An 18,802-nucleotide genomic window follows, 5' to 3' on the forward strand; every position below is an offset into this window, starting at 1 on the left:
ACTTAGTCGGATATCCTTCATTTTTCATTCATCATATTGCTATTTACACGTATGAATCGGTTTTTCATTATAATCTATTGCCTGCTGGGCTTTGCATGGAACGCATTGGCGCAAACCGAAGAGCCATTACAGTATAAAATCCAGGTACCCGCCGGGGCTGATCTGACGCTTGAGGGAACGCTCACCTTGCCTGATCAGGCTAAAAAACCGTTTCCTGTTGTTTTGCTGATTGCAGGTTCGGGACCAACTGACCGGGATTGCAACAGTGTATACGGGCTGAAATCAAATGCGTTTAAAATGCTGGCCGACAGCCTTGTACAGAAGGGCATAGCTGTAGCCCGTTACGACAAACGGGGCTCGGGTACGAATCTGAAAGCAGCGGCAGCGGCCATAAAGTCGGAAGAGCACCGATTCGATTTTTATATCAGCGATGCCGTCGGGTTTGTTCGACAGCTACAAGCCGACAAGCGCTTTTCGAAGGTGTTTGTGGCAGGACATTCGGAAGGCTCGCTAGTGGGTATGTTGGCGGCCGAGGAAGCCAAAGTGGCCGGATTTATATCCATAGCAGGGGCAGGGCGAAACATTGCTGAGGTGATGAAAGAACAGGGCCGAATGGCCGGTAATCCGAAGGAATTACAGGCTGAGGTCGATGGGGCACTGGATTCATTGCGGGCCGGGCATACGATTCACCCGAAACATCCGATTCTGAGAGCCCAGCTATCGCCGAAATCACAGCCTGGGCTGATTTCCTGGATGCAATACGATCCGGCGCAGGTGCTGAAAGCATTTCAGGGGCCCGTGCTGATCGTGCAGGGAAAAAAAGACCTTCAGGTAGCTGTTACAGATGCCGAACGTCTGAAATCCGCCCGACCTGATGCCCAGCTTGTCTACTTTGATCAGATGAACCATGTGCTGAAAAACGTTGCGGGAACGGATAAAATGGAAAATTTTAAAACCTACAATGAGCCCTCCTTACCCATTACACCCGGTTTTGCGACGGCCCTGGCTCAATTTATCAATCGGAAGAAGTAAGACTAAACTACCGGCGTCCAGAATCGACACCATCGGATGACCACTCATGGCTAAACGTGACCACCACGGGTGAACAATGCCTATTAATTAGCCGAATAGTGTTGCAGATAGGCAATCAGGCGTTCGAAGTGCATCTGCTCGTATGGGTTCTGCGTCTGGTGAATAAGCAAATGCCGATAGTAATCGACCAGATCGTCGAAGTTCGGGTTGTGATTCAGGCGGGCGGCAATCAAGCCCTTGTAACAGCGGTGGGTCTGATTGTAGACGTACCGACAGGGTTCATCAAGGTACTCGTTCAGCAGCCGGTCCAGAGTTGGGAGAGAAGCCGCTGTAGCCAGAAAGTCGAACCCCTGGGCACTGAAAAAATCCTCGATCTGCGAACAAACCTGCGAAAGGTCGGCTTCCGAATGGATTTTATACCGGGCCTTCTGAAAGCCAACGAATCGGCTCATGGACAGAATGAGGGTATTGGCGTCTGGCCGAAGGTCGGGTTGATTGTTCAAAAATTGCTGGGCAATCTGTTCAACCTGTTCATGGCGACACCCAAAGTTGACTTCCAGCGTAGTATCGTCCGGGTAAAAGACTGAGGTTAAAATAATGTTCTGGAAGCCATTGCTGGTGACCCGTCGGAACTGTTTTTTTTCAGTCAGTAAGGCATACGCATGGTCCGAAAAGAAGGGGGCCAGGTGCTGGTATAGGTTCGTTTCAAACGACGTGATTGTCATGATTGACAGACAGGCTTATCGATTCGGGTAAAAGCCTAACCCGATAACGGATCAAACTGACTTTTGTTGGTAAAATTCGCCGAAAAATATGAATAAAAGCAATAGATCTGATTGAGTGGGAAACCAGAAAAAGCCTGAGCCTGAGTCACTCAGACGATGCCACAAATCTGACGAATAGTATAGGGCGAATTGATGGAAGTAGCGACGAACTAACTGCTGGTTTTATTGGTTACCTACTACACGCCCATCAGGGAGTCGATTTGGGGACGACCGGAATTGACAGCTTGCTGAGGTCGCGTGTAAGCATGCCGGGAGTTGGCGGAATTTCCCGACCCGAACAAATCGTCAAAACAATAACTGGCGAGTATAACTACGCCATGGCTGCTTAATCCGGAGGATTAAACAATAGCCATTGTCTCCCCGGCCTACGTGCTGCCGGCTGGATCAGGAGGCATCGAAACGCAGCGCTGGCTCGGTTTATGGTGTTAACGGCCGAATGAGAAACAAGCACCTACGGATGAGGTTTGGTTTGGTACACACCGGGCCGATTCCCGACAATCTTAAGGGTACCTAAGCATGTAGAAAGCGCGTCGGTTTCCTTGACTGGACGAGGGTTCAAATCCCTCCGTCTCCACCCAATAAAGGCCTGTAATTCATTGAGTTATGGGCCTTTTTCTGTATGTAAATTTCTGTATGGCAAAATCGTGTCAAAACGAATTGGGTAAAGCCAAGATTGGGGATTTTCAGTTGGGTGAATTTCCCTGGAAAGAGCCCAAACTGTCTAAACCTATGAATGACGATCTGTCGAAGCAATGGGCTGTCGTCTACGGGCCAACCAGCATCGAGGACACTTTGCCGAGTGGGGTGGGAATAATGGGGTCTTTGCGGTAAAGCTGTGTATTGCGCTGGGGAAATCGTTGCCATCTCCCCAGGTTATGAGATCGCCATCGGGCGTGGCGTTCTGGGTCCTGTCGGGAACGACTACCGTTGGTTTGCCGCCAGACTGGGGCTGAACTGCCCCCTTTCGCCTGGTGGGGTTTGTTGTTTTCGAGGGCAACACTGATGCCCAACTGGGGCAATATGGCCACGTCAAACCATTCCATGTCCATCAGGCAGGTAACCTTGTGGAACGAGCCATAAAGACCTTTTTTTAAGTAGGATTCAGTTTTTAGGCCGCCAGGTGTAAATAGCAGAGTGCGTTTCAAACACACCATCAACAGGATCGCTAATCAGGTTGAGCCAACCAGCTTTCCCAAATTCAGCAATGGCTCTCTGTTTACTGCTCGAAGAGATTGGCGTTAGCTGCCCCGTCCATTCATCACAGACTACGATGTAACGTCCGTTGATTTGGGTATAGAATAAGGGTGGGTTATTTTTCCACAGATTTAGCAGGTAGTAGTTATCATATTCTGTCCGTATCCGATAACTGATGGCGTTACTTGAGCGAACTCGTGGAATAATCACGTTGATAACCCCAAGCTTGGCAAAAAATGATTCAGGGGTTTTGGTGAGTCGAAACTGAATATATTCGGGAATGACTCGTAGCAGGAAGGTATCTTGAATGCTAGCTCGCTGTAATTGTAATGAATCGGCGATAATAGGATTCTGGGCTTGTCCTGTTTTAAGCAAGCATGATAAGCCCAGTAGAATAATTAGCTTTTTCATATCTTGAAATTCAAGTTATCATAATGGCAGTGGCTGTTGCAAAAGTCTGGATGAAGTCAAATGACCCTGATTCGTGGCTTCGAACCGGATCATTCATTCGCTAAAAGTTGGCTGTTTATCGAGCAAGTTCGCGGTTGTTCCGACTTTTGCAACAGCCACGGCACTTATACAACAAAAGAGAGTAATCGTCTTTTATACACCATGACAATTAAAGTGATTTGTTTTTTAGCGTTTAGCTGTACCATTTTTACTCAAGCTAAAGCTCAAATAGGCTTAGGTACCATATCCACCGATTTAAAAGGCCGAGTTGTTACTACTTATAAGTTGATCGACCCAGATGGTAATCAAATACAAACTTATCTGGGAAGCCCTTTTCTAGGTGATCACGTTTGGCACCCTGGAGCACTAATCTATAGAGATCAGCAGCAACGTCCCGGTCAGATAGCCTACAATCTTGTTCTGAATCAAATTCAATATCGGTCTACTGATTCGTCAGCGGCTATTACCGCTCTGCCTGATGAGTTTATAGTTGAAGGGGAGCGGTTTGTTAGTGCCCCTCTAAAAGGAGTAGTAGGTAATCAACTCACCTACTTTCAGGTACTTTACAGCGGAACAACTACATTGTTAAGACGATACCGTAAACGGTTTATGTTATTGGATCGTAATTCGTATGGTGTCAAGACCGCTTATGATGATATGTTTAACGGCCAGTATGTTGCTTCCCAGGAGCTATTCATATTGACAAAGGGCGGTGAGCCTCAACTGGTGGCGTTGACAGTAAAATCGATCACCAAAGCGTTAAAAGGGCTTGACCCTATTCTGGCGAAACAGGTGGATTCTAGTCCCCTGACAGAAGACACACTCATCTATATACTCAAAGAGTATGATCGATCTACCAAGTAGAAGGCCGGTAGATAAGGCTATGTCTTAGAAATATGCAAATGTCTAGTCTACAGTAATTTAGGGCTATTACTAGGCCTGTTCTATTAAACGTAGCATATAATAGAAACTCATCATTAGCTATTTCAACTTATTATCCTGTTTGAGACGGTTTAACAAACGGGGGTCATTCCGTGGATCAACAACAGGGCCACCTGGAGCAAGTTTCATTACATACACCAATAACGTCTTGTTATCACTTGTTTTGTCTACTACAATGATTGGTGAGATGATCTAATTAATCGGCACAGTTTCGATTTTTGCAACAGCCACTAGAAATATGTTAAGGAAACTTAGGAAGAATTAGTTTATTCAAGCAGTTCATCCTTTCTGGTAAAAGTACTAATCTGCTTAGAAGCTATGGCCTATAGAAAGGCCCAGCCAAGGCTGGAATCCAGCGGTAGTAATAATCGGAACTCTAATTGAACTTAAATCAATTAGAGGAGTAAAACCAGCACGCACCATTAAACCTCCCGTTGGCTTTTGATAGCGATAACTTAGCCGAGGGATGGCCAGTAAAAAGTAATTCCTTGAACCCACTAAGGAGGGTTCAATAGTATTCTTAGTAACCCCCGTTAATCCAATCCCAAAATCACCGTGGTGATTGCCTTTTCCTACCAAAGTGAACAGCTCACCAATTAGGACTAGATTGCCTGGGATATTTCCAAAATAGGAGGTGCCTACTCGAAAACCATACGCCTGCTTTTCTGTTATGAGCAAAAGCCGTTCGTAATTAAGAGAGTAAAACCCGCCCGCCCCTAACCCCTCTAAATAGATGGTATTACGTGATCTAAAGGGGGCTTTTTCAATTCGCTTCTGAGCTATTCCAATTAAAGGTAAGCAAAAGCAAAGAAGGATTGGTAAGTATCTCATAATTAGCTGGTTGAAAAATGTGGAAATAATGTTATCACTGGTAACAAAGTAAGAGCTAATTTAACGTGATTGGGCTTTTCTTGCTTTGTTTTATGTAAAGTTGAGTCAATTTCTTTTTACCAGTACCTTTATTTTTCCTTTACTCAGATGGACAGGTGTCACTCGTCCAGTACTATCCAGTAAGCTCAAATCGAACTTGCCTTCCAAAAGACCAGTGCCTTGATCATATTGGGTAATCTCAATCCAACCAGTCGCTTTTTGGTATGCTTGTGTAGCCATTCCAGAAGTCCCCAACACGACATATTTCCCCTGAGCGCCTACCTTTTCAAAAGAACAAAGGTCAGGCTTTGACAGATCATAATATCCCTGTTTGAGCGGTATATCGGTGAAGGTCAGGATTTGGGTAGGCGCGCAATCGCCTTTACAACCTGTCACTTTTTTAGAACGCGTTCTAGCTGATCCCGGATAAGGTAAATCTGTTTTGAGAAACAAATTAAATCGCTCCTGTGAGCATAAATCTTTTTTAGTCGTAGGCGTACCCGAGGCAAACCAAGTGGATCGCTCCAGGGAAGCTTTGACAGGATAGGAGCTTGAACAGGCTGAGCAGAGCGCTACCGAAACGGCTATTGCTACTTTCAAAATCATGGTGGAATACGGTTATATGATCTGTAATATATTAGCCAAAGTATGAAACGTCAGTCAAAATACTGTTTTATTAAGCGCCCGTTTTAGGGAAAGATGCAAGATCATCCAATCAATAGAATCGTTTATGATTAATAATCTCAAATGGCTTTGCTGCATGGCCAAGTCGGTGCCTGTCTGACGGCCTTTGGCATTTCTATTGAACCAAATAAGGCACTCCTGTTTCGGCGCTATGCCCCAGTGATTTGGTAGGGAGGCAGGCGATATTAATGCAGGTGCCGCCATACATCAGAGCCGACTGTTCGATCAATGCTACCTGCCAGCCTTCGCGGGCCAGATAAGCCGCTAGTGTTTTTCAGCAAAGCTGGAAAAGAAACTTGTTGTTCGAAATCGCTCTGGTAGGCCTCCGTATATAAAAAAGATTGGCTTGTAAGTTTATTTTCTAATTATAACTTTGCAATACAAAGTTCTTTTTGTTGTGTTAATTTTATAGCTACCAATAAACCAAACCGAACGTGAAAAATGATATACGGACTCATTTGAATGAGCCCACGCAACTCGAAAAATTGTACCGGGCCAATAAGGTTGCCTTTAAACAGGATTTTGATCAACTGTACCCGGAATTAAAAGGCAATACACTTGCCGATTTCTGGCAGGCACGATTGCATTACGAAACCGATGAGATCAACTGGGGGACAAACCGGGAGTTAGTCGTTCTCATGCTACTATCGCTGGTCGCCGGTATGCTGGCAAAGCTCCCTGCATTCGTATCAATCGACCAGACGTTTTTTTATTCCAGAAATGTTGGGTTCATCGTTTTCCCTGCGTTGATGGTCTACTTTGCCTGGAAAAATTCATTGCCGATGCGGAAAACAGGCGTATTGGCAGTTTTAACGCTAATCGGCCTGGTATTTATCAATACCTTCCCTGATGTAAAAAAGAGCGATACCCTGATGTTGTCGTGTCTCCATATACTCCTATACCTTTGGTCGATACTCGGGTTAGCTTTTGTGGGCGACTGGCGTAATGCCAATGAGAAGCGGCTCCGCTATTTAAAATATAACGGTGATCTTATTGTAATGACCGCGCTCATTCTAATGGCAGGTGGGATTATGACAGGTATAACTATTGGGCTTTTTGAACTAATTGGTCTGTCTATTCAAAAATTTTATTTCGAAAACGTGGTCGTTTTTGGTCTGCCTATTGCCCCTATTTTAGGAACCTATCTTACCCAGACCAATCCCCAATTGGTTGGTAAAGTTTCGCCGGTGATTGCCAAACTGTTCAGCCCCCTGGTCTTAGTTATGCTGGTTATTTACCTGGCAGCAATCATTAATTCGGGTAAAAATCCTTATAACGACCGTGAGTTTCTGTTGATTTTTAATGGTCTGTTACTCGGGGTTATGGCGATTATATTCTTTTCTATTGCCGAATCGTCAACGAAAAGCCGACCTGAAGTCTGGATACTTCTGCTACTTTCTATGGTAACAATAGTTGTGAATGGAATCGCATTATCAGCTATATTATTCCGTATTTCAGCCTGGGGCATTACGGCCAATCGGGCTGCCGTATTGGGAGGAAATGTACTGATCCTAATTAATCTTGTATTAGTATCGGCGCAACTTTTCAGGGTACTATCAACGAAGAAATCGTTAGCCGACGTAGGTGTTTCCATTGCCTCCTACCTGCCTCTCTACTGTATTTGGGCGGGTGTCGTAACCTTTATATTTCCGTTGCTATTTGGCTATAAATAAGATTTTTACATCCCAATAAGTAAGCCTGGCCTATGGTTTAACTGACTTTTTCGGTAAACCATAGCCAGGCTTACTTATTGAGTAATTGGCCGAATTACTTACGCAGGAAAGGAAGACATCGCTTCAACTATTCTTTTTTATCAAATCGACGGATCTTTAGCCATAAAAGTTACCTCGATATATAAAAAATACTGCATGTGAGTGAACGATGCCGGATAAATAGTGTCTAATTTTTTAGATCATCAGTAAAAGGCATGCTATACATTCCGTAGTTTATAAATTGTCAGAATCGCTTTGCCATCAATTGATTTTAATGTAGCTTCTTTTTAAGGAAGAACTGTTACAAAAGTTGCGTTTTGACGTTCGAATAAAAATTCTTCTGAAATGAATTTGGTTTTTTCGCAAATAGACTCACTATATTTGCGAGCAGACTATACGAAGACAATAAATAGATTATCGAATGAAAGCTAAACAAATTCGATTCTTCTCGCTCGACGAGAATAGCGAGGCTAAAAAAACAAAAAAGAAGAGTGCTGTTAAATCAGCACCGATTACGGGATATATTTCACCAGCCGGTAAGGTTGTTTTTCCGAATAAATCCGCAGTTCAATTAGGGATCGATACGGAGAATAATCGCTTTAAAGTGGGTACGCAGGATGGGAAACGAAAAATCAAATCACTTTACCTAATACCCGGTGCCAGTGAAGACGAAGAAGCGTTTACCCTGGAAAAAGCGGCCAAAAGTTATAGCCTGTCTCTACCTTTTATTCTTCAAAGAGGGGGAATCGATTTCGGAGATACGAAGTATACGTTTACGGTGAAATCTTTTGATTATGAAGAAGGTGTGACTGGGTACGAATTGAAACTGGCTAATCAGAACCCAAAGCCTGAATATACCGGAAAACCCCGTGGCCGGAAGCGTCAAAATCCAATTGCCGAATAATAACTAGTATAAATAACCTGTATAGACTACATTATCTGGCAACCTATACAGGAATAAAAAAGCGGACACATCGTCCGCTTTTTTATTAACGGGTCAATCCCGAAAATAGCTACATAGTGACAAGTTACTAGTCAAAAAAAGTAGAACAGGTGCTGTATTTTTGCGGTATAACCAACGGAATGTCATCAGTTCTGGTAGCTATTTGTTGATATCTGGTTTAAAGAAAACAAGCTGCTAACTCGTGCGTTTTTGAGGTATGACCCGCAATGAACTTGATGATCTTATTCGGCAGGGAGAACATAGTCGATTGGAATTTAAACGGCAACTCTCTTCGGCGGCCCGCATTGCCCGGACGCTGGCTGCATTTGCAAATAGTGGCGGAGGAACGTTATTAATTGGCGTGGCGGATGATGGCAGAATAATCGGTGTGTCATCTGAATTTCGGGAAATTACCACCCTTGAAGAAGCTACCGACCGGCTCATTGAACCTGCATTGACCGTTAGTTATAAAACGCTGGCTCCTGATGGACGTATCGTGCTCATTGTTACTGTTTTGGAAAGTAATGAAAAGCCGCATTATGTGATTCAGGATAAAACAAAAAGAACTATTTATGTACGGGCAAAAGATAAATCGGTTCCGACCAGTAAATTGATTCAGGTTAGCGGTCCAGCTGATGCTGAATTGCTCCAGTCGCCGACCGTACGAACGCTACACCAATATTTACGAAAGAACGACCATATAACAGCCGACCGTTTTGCTAAACTTGTTAATATCTCGGCTTATCGGGCTGGTAAATTACTACGGCAACTGGCCGACAGGGGCGTTGTATTACTGGTGGATAAATCGAGGCCGGTTCGGTATGTGTTGAAACTGGGCGAATAATTTAGCCAACCTATCCACCGATACGCTGGTCTTTGCGAACTTTGCCAATATGACAACAGCTAGTGTGATTACCAAAGAAACGATCGCCCATTTCTTCATGGAACTTCAGGACCGGATCTGTCAGGCGCTGGAAACAGCCGATGGGTCGGGCCGATTCCGGGAAGATGCCTGGGAGAGGCCCGGTGGTGGGGGAGGGCGCTCGCGGGTGCTGAGTGATGGGGGTGTGATTGAAAAAGGGGGCGTTGGCTTTTCAGCCGTACAGGGCGAAGCAACGGCCGCAACCCTGAAAACACTCAATCTGACGGAGCCCGCCAATTTTTTTGCCACAGGAGTATCCATCGTCCTGCATCCCCGCAACCCGATGGTGCCCATCATTCATATGAACGTGCGGTATTTTGAAATGAGTACCGGCCAAAACTGGTTTGGCGGTGGGATTGATCTGACTCCGCACTACGTGGTTGACGAGGATGCAAAATGGTTTCATCATACCTTAAAAACGGTTTGCGACCGACATGATCCGGCCTATTATGCTCAATTTAAATCCTGGGCCGATAATTATTTTTACATCCCCCATCGGCAGGAAACTCGGGGCATTGGCGGTATTTTCTTCGACTATCTGAAACCATCCGACGAGGCTCATAAAGCAGCTTTGTTTGCCTTTGTTCAGGATGTGGGTAATGTCTTTGCGCCAATTTATACGCATTTCATGGCGCAGAATCGGAACCTTCCATTTAGCGAACGGGAGAAAAACTGGCAGTTGCTTCGTCGGGGGCGGTATGTTGAGTTTAATCTGGTTTGGGACCGGGGAACAAAATTTGGACTGGAAACCAATGGACGAACCGAATCGATATTAATGAGTATGCCGCCCCAGGCCAACTGGGTTTATGATTATCAACCCGAGCCGGATAGCGCTGAACAGCAAACCCTAAGTCGGCTGAAAAAAGACATTGACTGGATTGGCCGATAAGTTAGGTAGATACGCAACGGCTGAACAGGCATCTGCGTATAGGTGAAAAAGCTTTATTACATGGTTCGAAAATGCCGGTTCCGATGGGGCCGGCGTTTTTTTGTGCCCTTCGAATCGGTTTACAAATAAACGTCCCGGAATCGGATTGCCACTTACTAAGATTAATGGATGAGGCTAATGGTCAGTTGGTTAGCTTTGCTCTTCACGAAACAGATAAGGGTATGCAAACGGTTGAAGAAGGAATTCGAAATCAGCAGCGAGCGTTATGGAATCAGTTTGCGCCAGGATGGAAAAAATGGGATGAGTTCACCATGCAGTTCCTCAAACCCATGGGTGATGCTATTGTCGACGCGTTGGCGCTCAAGCCCACCGATTCAGTACTCGACATTGCCACCGGAACCGGAGAGCCTGGGCTGACCATCGCATCCATTGTATCGAAAGGCAGGGTAATTGGTACGGATCTGGCAGAAGAGATGCTCACCACCGCCCAGGAGAAAGCGCAGGCTATGGGCCTGTCGAATTACCAGACCCAGTGGGCCGATGTAAGTAGCCTGCCTTTTGATGACGCCAGTTTTGACGCTGTGAGTTGCCGAATGGGGTTTATGTTTTTCCCGGATATGGCACTGGCTGCCCGCGAAATGGCGCGTATACTCAAACCGGGCGGTCGCGTTGCTACCTCGGTATGGGGTGCCCCCGAGCAGAACCCCTGGATCAGTCTCCTGATGGGCATCATCAACCGGGCCTTACAGCTACCACCTCCGCCTGCGGGTATGCCCGGTATGTTTCGCTGTGCAAAACCGGGGTTGATCGCTGGATTTTTTGAGGAGGCCGGGCTTAAAGAGGTTACGGAAACACCCGTTGTCGGGGTGGTTACCTATCAGGATGTGGACGAATACTGGGGAAATAAAACCGAAATAGCCGCTCCGGTGGTCAATGCGCTCAAACAGGCCAGTCCGGCCACCATTGCTCAGATCAAAGAAGAAATATCGGCTCGTTTACGGGCGCAATATGGGGAGGGACCCCTGGCTGTTCCGTTCGGTACATTGATTATCCAGGGGACGAAATGAAAACACTGACGGTCTGCCACGATTTATCGACGGACTTGATACGGAAGCGACATTCTGGCCCCCGGTAGCAGTTTAATCTGCCAATCTGACAGCAATTCAAACATTTTTCCCGGCTGGCATTTGTATTGATAGATAGGTCATGTCTGTCAGTTATTACACAGCTTTCTAAAGAAACTAAATCCAGTTATGGGAAAAATTATTGGTATTGACTTAGGCACCACGAACTCGTGCGTGGCCGTGATGGAAGGTAACGAGCCGGTTGTAATCCCCAACTCCGAAGGAGCCCGGACAACCCCCTCGGTCGTTGCATTTATGGACAACGGCAACGGCGAACGCAAAGTAGGCGCTCCCGCCAAACGCCAGGCCATCACCAACCCGAAAAATACAATTTCTTCGATTAAGCGCTTCATGGGGAAACGCTTTAGCGAAGTATCAAACGAAGTTAAAAACGTATCGTACGATGTACAGAGCGGCCCCAACAGCACCCCACGGGTTAAAATTGGTGACCGTCAATATACACCTCAGGAAATTTCGGCGCTGATTCTGCAAAAAATGAAGCAGACGGCTGAAGATTACCTGGGTCAAACCGTAACCGAAGCCGTTATTACGGTGCCTGCGTACTTCAACGATGCCGAGCGCCAGGCCACGAAAGAAGCGGGTCAGATTGCGGGTCTGGATGTAAAACGGATCATCAACGAGCCAACTGCGGCTGCGCTGGCCTATGGGCTGGACAAGACGAACCATGATCAGAAGATCGCCGTATTCGACCTCGGTGGCGGTACGTTCGATATTTCGATTCTGGAGCTTGGTGATGGTGTTTTCGAAGTAAAATCGACGGATGGCGATACGCACCTCGGTGGCGATGATTTCGACCAGGTGATTATCGACTGGCTGGCCGATGAGTTCAAGAAGGACGAAGGTATCGATCTGCGTCAGGACCCAATGGCGCTGCAACGGCTGAAAGAAGCGGCCGAAAAAGCGAAAATTGAACTGTCGAGCTCGAATGCTACGGAAATCAACCTGCCGTATATCATGCCGGTGAATGGGATTCCCAAGCACCTGGTGCGTTCGCTGAGCCGTTCTAAATTCGAGCAACTGGCCGATTCGCTGATTCAGCGGAGCCTGGAACCTTGCCGTCGCGCGCTGAAAAATGCCGGTATGTCGGCTGGTCAGATCGACGAAGTGATTCTGGTTGGTGGTTCGACCCGGATTCCGAAAGTGCAGGAAGAAGTTGAAAAACTGTTCGGCAAGAAACCGTCGAAAGCCGTTAACCCCGACGAAGCTGTTGCCATTGGCGCAGCGATTCAGGGTGGTGTGTTGACTGGTGAGGTGAAAGATGTACTGCTGCTCGACGTGATTCCACTGTCGCTGGGTATCGAAACCATGGGTGGTGTATTCACTAAGATGATCGACGCTAACACGACTATTCCGACCAAGAAAACGGAAACCTATTCGACGGCTTCGGACAATCAGCCGAGTGTAGAGATCAACGTGTTGCAGGGCGAACGGCCAATGGCGGCTCAGAACCGTCAGTTAGGTCGGTTTATCCTGTCCGATATTCCACCCGCTCCTCGAGGTGTGCCACAGATCGAAGTAACCTTCGACGTCGACGCCAACGGTATCCTGCACGTAACAGCTAAGGATAAAGGTACGGGTAAAGAACAGAAAATCCGGATTGAAGCATCGAGCGGTCTGACCGAAACCGAAATCAACCGGATGCGTGAAGAAGCTAAAGCCAACGAGGCTGCTGATAAAGCCGAACGGGAAAAAATCGAGAAAGTCAACCAGGCGGATTCGATGATCTTCCAGACCGAGAAGCAACTGAAAGAATACGGCGATAAACTGTCGGAGGGAAATAAGTCAGCCATCGAAGCGGCCTTGACCACGCTGCGTACGGCACACGGTTCGCGCGATGCTGCCGCTATCGACAGCGCCATTGAAGGTCTGAACGCTGCCTGGTCGACCGCTTCGCAGGAACTGTACAATGCGACCAATGGGGCAGGGGCGAACCCAGCCGATGGAGCTGGCTTCGGAGGAAACGGAAATGGAGCCAGTCAGGGCGAACCTGCCGGTGACAATGTCTCCGACGTTCCGTACGAAGAAGTGAAGTAAGTCTGAACCGCTCCGGCGGCCCGGCAGGGTTTATCAGACTTTCCTGATCAATCTAATTTTTAAAAGTCCCTTCCACCTCTGGAAGGGACTTTTTTGTGGATAGCTAGCTGTCGATTAATACAATTGACAGCTAGCTATCCACAAAAAAAGGTGGCAACTAAATAAAACGGGGTATAGCACGGAGCCAGCTACCGGATCCGGTTATACCCCGTTTTGGGATGAATGGTTAATTAGCGTTGCTGCCCTGTAGTTGATTTTCGTCGAGCCGGGAGCGTGTCGGTAGTGGCGGCTTTCCGGTTGAGCGATTTCGTGGGCTGGGTGCCATCCGGTGATGCAGCCCGGTTTGGTTTTGGAGTCGGTGGGATAAATAGATACCCTCGTTGCGATCCTTCGTCGGCTACCGTCATACTGGCAGCGCTGGTTTCGGCTGGTCGTCGGCCACTGGTTTCATAACCTGTACCTGTTGAGGCCGTTGAGCCGCCACTCCGCCCACCCGTAGTAGACTGGGCCTGGGTCTGTTGTGCCTGCAGTATGGTGAAGCAAACAGCCATGAAAATTCCTGTTACTTTCATTGGATTAGAGTAGAAAATGTCCCTACTGGCAGTTAACTGGGTAGGGACAAGGATCAAGCTAAGCGCTTATGACTATTACTTCATCGACTTATCGATGGCTGTAATGGCGTCCAGATGCTTCTGGAGCGTTGGTAACGTTTTGGTTGCAAAATCCTTGATGGCGGGGTTCGTTTTGTCGTTTTCGGCCGCCTTCTTGAATTCGTCGATGTCTTCCTTGTGGTCATCAACCATCATGCTTACGTACTTTTTATCGAACTCTTTACCCGACAGCTTTGCCAACTCATTTACATGTTTCTGTTCGTCCTCACCCAGCGTAGCGGGCAGGGTTATATTTTGTGTAGCAGCAATATTCTTTAACTCATCATTGGCCATCGAATGATCTTTTACCATCATGGCGCCAAAGTCCTTCACATCCTTACTGGCTGCTTTTTCCTGAGCCAGCCGCCCTAGTTCAACCTCCATCATACCGCCATTGGCTGCTTTTACCGCAAAATCGGCCGTTTCCTCATCTTGTCCCGTACCCGCATCTTCTTTGGCTTCGTTGGCATTTTCTGCGTTCTCAACGCTGTCTGTATTTTCTGATTTTTTACTGCTGCAAGCCTGAAAGTTGAGGGTACTTACAGCGAGTAACACCATTAAACTTACCTTTTTCATAACGTTATGTAGTTTATTATAAATGAACTGAACGGCAGCAGTGAGACCAATGAGGGCTATAAACTGCCAGAAACGATTGTGCATAAACAACTATCCTGAAGTCGTTAGGTTTGGACTATTCGAGGGAGTGGCGAATTATTAGACAAAATTCTATGTTTCCAGGACAAAATTCTTACGTTTGTATCATGAAATCTTTAGACCGAACAGCCCTCGTTTTTTCAGCCCTCAAAGGCGTTCCAGCGACTCGTTTTTTTGAAATAGCTGACCTGAGCGGCTATAAACGCGAACAACTGGCCGAGGTATTCGATACTTCGCTGAAAACGTTTCAACGGTATGAACGTGAACAAAAGAAACTCAATCCGCAGGATAGTGAGAAAGTACTGAAGATTATGGCCCTTTTTCAAACGGGTGAGTCGGTATTTGGATCGGCAGCGGCTTTTCGTCGCTGGATGGATAAACCCGCCTATGGATTGGGGAATCAGATTCCGTTCGATTTGCTGCATACATCTGGGGGGATCGATCTGATTCTGGATGAATTGATTCGGATCGAATACGGCGACCTGGCCTGATGCGGGTATATCGAATTACCAAAGCGGCCTACGCCAGTCGTCTGGTGGCTTCAGGAGGAGCGGCTCGCTGGAATAGTCGTGGTCAGTTCGTGATTTATACCGCAGCCAGCCGAGCGTTGGCCTGTCTGGAAAATGTAGTGCACCGGAGCGGAGAAGGGCTGCTGGACGATTTTCGGGTGATGCAGATCGAGATTCCTGATGCCGTACCGATGGCGGTGATTCGAGCGGAAACCCTACCAGCGAACTGGTTTGAATTTCAGCAGTACGATGCCTGCCAACGAATAGGAGGGGAGTGGTTGCTGAAAGGGCAGACGGCTATCCTAAAAGTACCATCGGCCATCATACCGTACGAATCCAATTACCTGATTAATCCTGCCCATCCTGATTTTTCGCACATTACGCTGGTCAGTACTGAGCCGTTTGTGTTCGACCCCCGAATAAAGCTGTAGTTCGGCGGCCAAGCCAGGGCTTGGCCGCAACCAATAATAACCCCATCAGCTGATGCACGATCTGCTGGAGCCACGACTCGTATAGCTGCAATCCCCTGTTAATCAGTGCCTACAATCCGTGGCCTCAAAACTTGGTTTTGGGTAGAAAAACGATACGTTTTAGTTGAAATAGAATTGTATTTCAACTGGAAGATAAAAGCAGTATGTCGGTCGATTTATCGGGCGTACAAATAGAGAATATTTGCCTGTTTTTAACGCATTTTCGCCCATTTTTAGGGGTTTATTTCTGTTTTCTCCCGAAAATTTTGTATATTTGTCTATAACGCGGTTTACGCCAATTGTGTAAACCGGAATAGTAATTTTCTGCGAAACTCCTTTGACAAATGGCGGACGAAAATCCCGACCTCGAATCTCCCAGTAACATCATTCCTATTAACATTGAGGACGAAATGCGCGGTGCCTATATCGATTATTCGATGTCGGTTATTATTTCCCGTGCCCTTCCCGACGTGCGTGACGGGCTGAAGCCGGTACACCGCCGGGTGTTGTTCGGAATGGCAGAACTGGGTGTTAGTTACAACAAGCCCCACAAAAAATCAGCGCGTATTGTCGGGGAAGTGCTGGGTAAATACCACCCCCACGGTGATTCCTCGGTATACGATACCATGGTACGGATGGCGCAGGACTGGTCGCTCCGGTATCCGCTGGTCGATGGGCAAGGAAACTTTGGCTCTATTGATGGCGACTCACCGGCGGCTATGCGGTATACCGAAGCCCGGTTGAAGCGGATTGCCGAAGAACTGCTGAACGACATATACAAAGAAACGGTTGATTTTCAACCAAACTTCGACGATTCGCTCGAAGAGCCGACCGTTTTGCCGGCAAAATTACCCAATCTGCTGCTCAACGGTTCCTCGGGAATTGCGGTCGGTATGGCTACCAACATGGCCCCGCATAACCTGACCGAAGTGGTCGATGGAATCATTGCCTATCTGGAAAATACGGACATCACCGTTGAGGAACTGATGCAGTACGTGAAAGCCCCTGATTTTCCGACTGGTGCGACCATCTATGGCATGGAAGGGGTGAAGTCAGCCTTCAAAACGGGCCGTGGCCGGGTTGTTATCCGGGCCAATGCGACCATTGAAGAAAACAAGGGCAAAACCCAGATCATTGTGACAGATGTGCCATACATGGTCAACAAGGCGGTAATGCTCGAAAAAACGGCTGAGCTCATCAACGAGAAGAAGATTGAAGGTATCACCGCTTTCCGGGACGAATCGGATCGGGATGGACTGCGGGTTGTGTATGATCTGCGTAAGGATGCCATCCCCAATGTAGTCCTGAACAACCTCTATAAGCATACGGCTCTGCAATCGTCGTTCAGCATCAACAACGTCGCCCTGGTGAAAGGCCGCCCGATGCTGCTGAATCTGAAGGATATGATGAAATACTACGTCGAACACCGATTCGATGTGGTAACCCGCCGGACCCAGTACGAACTCCGGGAAGCTGAAAAGCGGGCGCATATTCTGGAAGGGCTGTTGATTGCGCTTGATAATATCGATGCGGTTATCAATCTGATTCGTTCCTCGCGCGACCCGGAAATTGCCCGGACGGGTCTGATGGAGCAGTTTTCGTTAAGCGATGTGCAGGCCAAAGCCATCCTGGAAATGCGTCTGCAACGGCTGACTGGCCTGGAACGGGACAAGCTACAGCAGGAGTACGATGAGCTGATGAAGGAGATTGCCGAACTGCGTGCGATTCTGGCCAGCGAAGAGCGGAAGCGGGAAGTAATCAAAGGCGAACTGATCGACATCCGTGCCCGCTATGGTGATGAACGCCGGACGCAGATTAATCCGCTTGGCGATGGTAATATTAGTGACCTGTCGCTGATTGCCGATGAGGACATGGTCATTACCATTTCGCATGAGGGCTATATCAAGCGGACGCCAACTACCGAGTACCGGTCGCAGGGACGCGGTGGGGTAGGTGCGAAAGCGGCTGTTACTAAAGAAGAGGATTTCACGGAGCACCTGTTCACGGCGACCATGCACAACACCCTGATGGCGTTTACCCAGAAGGGACGATTATACTGGGTGCCCGTGCATGTACTACCCGAAGGATCAAGGATATCGAAAGGACGGCCCCTGGCCAACTTTATCAATATCGAGTCTGACGATAAAGTGCGGGCGGTGATCAACGTGACCGACCTTAAGAATGAGGATTACATCAACAATAACTACATTGTGATGTGTACACGGCAGGGGACGATCAAGAAAACCATGCTTGAAGCCTTCTCCCGGCCCCGCCAGAACGGCATCATCGCCATTACAGTCGATGAAGACGACCAACTGATCGGGGTATGTATGACCAATGGCGATAACGATATTGTGATTGCGTCGAGTGCGGGGAAAGCGGTTCGATTCCACGAAAGCCGTGTCCGGCCGATGGGTCGTACAGCCGCTGGCGTGCGGGGAATTTCGCTGGATGAAGAGGATACAACCGATCATGTGATCGGTATGGTATGCATCGACTCGCAGCAGGCGCAATTGCTGGTCGTATCCGAGAAAGGCTATGGCAAGCGTTCCGAGATCGATGAATACCGCATTACCAACCGGGGTGCAAAAGGGGTCGGTACACTGAAGGTCACCGAGAAAGTAGGTCGACTGGTAGCGATTCTGGATGTGGAAGATGCCGACGATCTGATGATCATTAACAAATCGGGAATTGCCATCCGAACCCCGGTAGCGGATATCAGTGTCATCGGACGAAATACGCAGGGCGTTCGGCTGATTAGTCTGCGTGATGGGGATGAAATCTCGTCGGTTACCAAAATTAAACAGGAAGAAGGAGAGGAGGATAGTACCACTCCCTCTGAACCTGAAACGGATGTTACTGAATAAAAAGGTATAAGTAATTCAAAACGAGTAAATTGAGCCGTCTGTTTGATTTT

At 47.4% G+C, this 18,802-nt stretch carries 18 protein-coding genes and 1 other RNA gene; 12 read left to right on the forward strand and 7 right to left on the reverse strand.

The window, feature by feature from the left end:
• The first annotated feature begins 51 nt into the window (after positions 1–51).
• Positions 52–1,032, forward strand: coding sequence for an alpha/beta hydrolase family protein (locus B5M13_RS15290; RefSeq protein ID WP_080056503.1), 981 nt, complete (start codon positions 52–54; stop codon positions 1,030–1,032).
• A gap of 83 nt (positions 1,033–1,115) precedes the next feature.
• Here B5M13_RS15290 and B5M13_RS15295 read toward each other — a convergent pair whose 3' ends face one another.
• Positions 1,116–1,757: a hypothetical protein gene (locus B5M13_RS15295; RefSeq protein WP_080056504.1), complete on the reverse strand. Its 642-nt coding sequence runs from the start codon at positions 1,755–1,757 to the stop codon at positions 1,116–1,118.
• A 262-nt stretch (positions 1,758–2,019) separates the two neighbouring features.
• Here B5M13_RS15295 and ssrA point away from each other — a divergent pair.
• Positions 2,020–2,394: a transfer-messenger RNA gene (gene ssrA, locus B5M13_RS15300) on the forward strand.
• Positions 2,395–2,581: 187 nt separating this feature from the next.
• Here ssrA and B5M13_RS33440 read toward each other — a convergent pair.
• Complete coding sequence (locus tag B5M13_RS33440; RefSeq protein WP_155297254.1) at positions 2,582–2,860, reverse strand: hypothetical protein; 279 nt, start codon at positions 2,858–2,860, stop codon at positions 2,582–2,584.
• 58 nt (positions 2,861–2,918) lie between these two features.
• Positions 2,919–3,422: a hypothetical protein gene (locus B5M13_RS15310; RefSeq protein ID WP_080056506.1), complete on the reverse strand. Its 504-nt coding sequence runs from the start codon at positions 3,420–3,422 to the stop codon at positions 2,919–2,921.
• A 60-nt stretch (positions 3,423–3,482) separates the two neighbouring features.
• Between B5M13_RS15310 and B5M13_RS15315 the strand changes: the two genes are divergently transcribed.
• Positions 3,483–4,325: a hypothetical protein gene (locus B5M13_RS15315; RefSeq protein ID WP_155297255.1), complete on the forward strand. Its 843-nt coding sequence runs from the start codon at positions 3,483–3,485 to the stop codon at positions 4,323–4,325.
• A 387-nt stretch (positions 4,326–4,712) separates the two neighbouring features.
• Here B5M13_RS15315 and B5M13_RS15320 read toward each other — a convergent pair whose 3' ends face one another.
• Together B5M13_RS15320 and B5M13_RS15325 are read right to left on the reverse strand one after the other, a co-directional pair.
• Complete coding sequence (locus tag B5M13_RS15320; protein ID WP_080056508.1) at positions 4,713–5,234, reverse strand: hypothetical protein; 522 nt, start codon at positions 5,232–5,234, stop codon at positions 4,713–4,715.
• Positions 5,235–5,339: 105 nt separating this feature from the next.
• The gene (locus B5M13_RS15325; protein WP_080056509.1) at positions 5,340–5,879 is read right to left on the reverse strand and encodes a hypothetical protein; all 540 of its coding nucleotides are present in this window, start codon (positions 5,877–5,879) and stop codon (positions 5,340–5,342) included.
• A gap of 512 nt (positions 5,880–6,391) precedes the next feature.
• Here B5M13_RS15325 and B5M13_RS15330 point away from each other — a divergent pair.
• The 6 genes from B5M13_RS15330 to dnaK all read left to right on the forward strand — a co-directional run bounded on the left by B5M13_RS15330 (position 6,392) and on the right by dnaK (position 13,602).
• Positions 6,392–7,630 carry a hypothetical protein gene (locus B5M13_RS15330; RefSeq protein ID WP_080056510.1) on the forward strand — a complete coding sequence of 413 codons (1,239 nt, stop codon included), beginning with the start codon at positions 6,392–6,394 and terminating at the stop codon, positions 7,628–7,630.
• Positions 7,631–8,090: 460 nt separating this feature from the next.
• Complete coding sequence (locus B5M13_RS15335; RefSeq protein WP_080056511.1) at positions 8,091–8,573, forward strand: hypothetical protein; 483 nt, start codon at positions 8,091–8,093, stop codon at positions 8,571–8,573.
• A gap of 256 nt (positions 8,574–8,829) precedes the next feature.
• On the forward strand, positions 8,830–9,456 hold the full coding sequence (locus B5M13_RS15340; RefSeq protein ID WP_080056512.1) for an AlbA family DNA-binding domain-containing protein: 627 nt from the start codon (positions 8,830–8,832) through the stop codon (positions 9,454–9,456).
• Positions 9,457–9,505: 49 nt separating this feature from the next.
• Positions 9,506–10,423, forward strand: coding sequence for an oxygen-dependent coproporphyrinogen oxidase (gene hemF / locus B5M13_RS15345; protein WP_080056513.1), 918 nt, complete (start codon positions 9,506–9,508; stop codon positions 10,421–10,423).
• Positions 10,424–10,587: 164 nt separating this feature from the next.
• A complete protein-coding gene (locus B5M13_RS15350) occupies positions 10,588–11,490 on the forward strand; it encodes a class I SAM-dependent methyltransferase (RefSeq protein WP_245860023.1) in 903 nt (300 codons plus the stop codon).
• Positions 11,491–11,676: 186 nt separating this feature from the next.
• Entirely contained in the window at positions 11,677–13,602 is a 1,926-nt protein-coding gene (dnaK, locus tag B5M13_RS15355; RefSeq protein WP_080056514.1) for a molecular chaperone DnaK, read from the forward strand.
• A 230-nt stretch (positions 13,603–13,832) separates the two neighbouring features.
• Here the strand turns inward: dnaK and B5M13_RS15360 are convergent, their stop codons facing one another.
• Together B5M13_RS15360 and B5M13_RS15365 are read right to left on the reverse strand one after the other, a co-directional pair.
• The gene (locus B5M13_RS15360; RefSeq protein ID WP_080056515.1) at positions 13,833–14,174 is read right to left on the reverse strand and encodes a hypothetical protein; all 342 of its coding nucleotides are present in this window, start codon (positions 14,172–14,174) and stop codon (positions 13,833–13,835) included.
• A gap of 75 nt (positions 14,175–14,249) precedes the next feature.
• Positions 14,250–14,828 (reverse strand): DUF4142 domain-containing protein, encoded by a 579-nt coding sequence (locus tag B5M13_RS15365; protein ID WP_080059941.1) that lies wholly within the window; start codon positions 14,826–14,828, stop codon positions 14,250–14,252.
• A gap of 185 nt (positions 14,829–15,013) precedes the next feature.
• Between B5M13_RS15365 and parS the strand changes: the two genes are divergently transcribed.
• The 3 genes from parS to gyrA all read left to right on the forward strand — a co-directional run bounded on the left by parS (position 15,014) and on the right by gyrA (position 18,752).
• The gene (parS, locus tag B5M13_RS15370) at positions 15,014–15,397 is read left to right on the forward strand and encodes a type II RES/Xre toxin-antitoxin system antitoxin (RefSeq protein WP_080056516.1); all 384 of its coding nucleotides are present in this window, start codon (positions 15,014–15,016) and stop codon (positions 15,395–15,397) included.
• Entirely contained in the window at positions 15,397–15,846 is a 450-nt protein-coding gene (locus B5M13_RS15375) for an RES family NAD+ phosphorylase (protein WP_080056517.1), read from the forward strand. The genes parS and B5M13_RS15375 overlap by 1 nt, the downstream gene beginning before the upstream one ends.
• Before the next feature lie 383 nt (positions 15,847–16,229).
• Positions 16,230–18,752: a DNA gyrase subunit A gene (gene gyrA, locus B5M13_RS15380; RefSeq protein WP_080056518.1), complete on the forward strand. Its 2,523-nt coding sequence runs from the start codon at positions 16,230–16,232 to the stop codon at positions 18,750–18,752.
• Positions 18,753–18,802: the final 50 nt, after the last annotated feature.

Source organism: Spirosoma aerolatum (assembly GCF_002056795.1).
Taxonomy (GTDB): Bacteria; Bacteroidota; Bacteroidia; order Cytophagales; family Spirosomataceae; genus Spirosoma; species Spirosoma aerolatum.

Bases quoted from the DNA above. Each gene is read 5' to 3' on its own strand.
- B5M13_RS15290 (WP_080056503.1), top strand. From the start codon at position 52: ATGAATCGGTTTTTCATTATAATCTATTGCCTGCTGGGCTTTGCATGG.
- B5M13_RS15295 (WP_080056504.1), bottom strand. From the start codon at position 1,757: ATGACAATCACGTCGTTTGAAACGAACCTATACCAGCACCTGGCCCCC.
- B5M13_RS33440 (WP_155297254.1), bottom strand. From the start codon at position 2,860: ATGGAATGGTTTGACGTGGCCATATTGCCCCAGTTGGGCATCAGTGTT.
- B5M13_RS15310 (WP_080056506.1), bottom strand. From the start codon at position 3,422: ATGAAAAAGCTAATTATTCTACTGGGCTTATCATGCTTGCTTAAAACA.
- B5M13_RS15315 (WP_155297255.1), top strand. From the start codon at position 3,483: ATGACCCTGATTCGTGGCTTCGAACCGGATCATTCATTCGCTAAAAGT.
- B5M13_RS15320 (WP_080056508.1), bottom strand. From the start codon at position 5,234: ATGAGATACTTACCAATCCTTCTTTGCTTTTGCTTACCTTTAATTGGA.
- B5M13_RS15325 (WP_080056509.1), bottom strand. From the start codon at position 5,879: ATGATTTTGAAAGTAGCAATAGCCGTTTCGGTAGCGCTCTGCTCAGCC.
- B5M13_RS15335 (WP_080056511.1), top strand. From the start codon at position 8,091: ATGAAAGCTAAACAAATTCGATTCTTCTCGCTCGACGAGAATAGCGAG.
- B5M13_RS15340 (WP_080056512.1), top strand. From the start codon at position 8,830: ATGACCCGCAATGAACTTGATGATCTTATTCGGCAGGGAGAACATAGT.
- hemF (WP_080056513.1), top strand. From the start codon at position 9,506: ATGACAACAGCTAGTGTGATTACCAAAGAAACGATCGCCCATTTCTTC.
- B5M13_RS15350 (WP_245860023.1), top strand. From the start codon at position 10,588: ATGGATGAGGCTAATGGTCAGTTGGTTAGCTTTGCTCTTCACGAAACA.
- dnaK (WP_080056514.1), top strand. From the start codon at position 11,677: ATGGGAAAAATTATTGGTATTGACTTAGGCACCACGAACTCGTGCGTG.
- B5M13_RS15360 (WP_080056515.1), bottom strand. From the start codon at position 14,174: ATGAAAGTAACAGGAATTTTCATGGCTGTTTGCTTCACCATACTGCAG.
- B5M13_RS15365 (WP_080059941.1), bottom strand. From the start codon at position 14,828: ATGAAAAAGGTAAGTTTAATGGTGTTACTCGCTGTAAGTACCCTCAAC.
- parS (WP_080056516.1), top strand. From the start codon at position 15,014: ATGAAATCTTTAGACCGAACAGCCCTCGTTTTTTCAGCCCTCAAAGGC.
- B5M13_RS15375 (WP_080056517.1), top strand. From the start codon at position 15,397: ATGCGGGTATATCGAATTACCAAAGCGGCCTACGCCAGTCGTCTGGTG.
- gyrA (WP_080056518.1), top strand. From the start codon at position 16,230: ATGGCGGACGAAAATCCCGACCTCGAATCTCCCAGTAACATCATTCCT.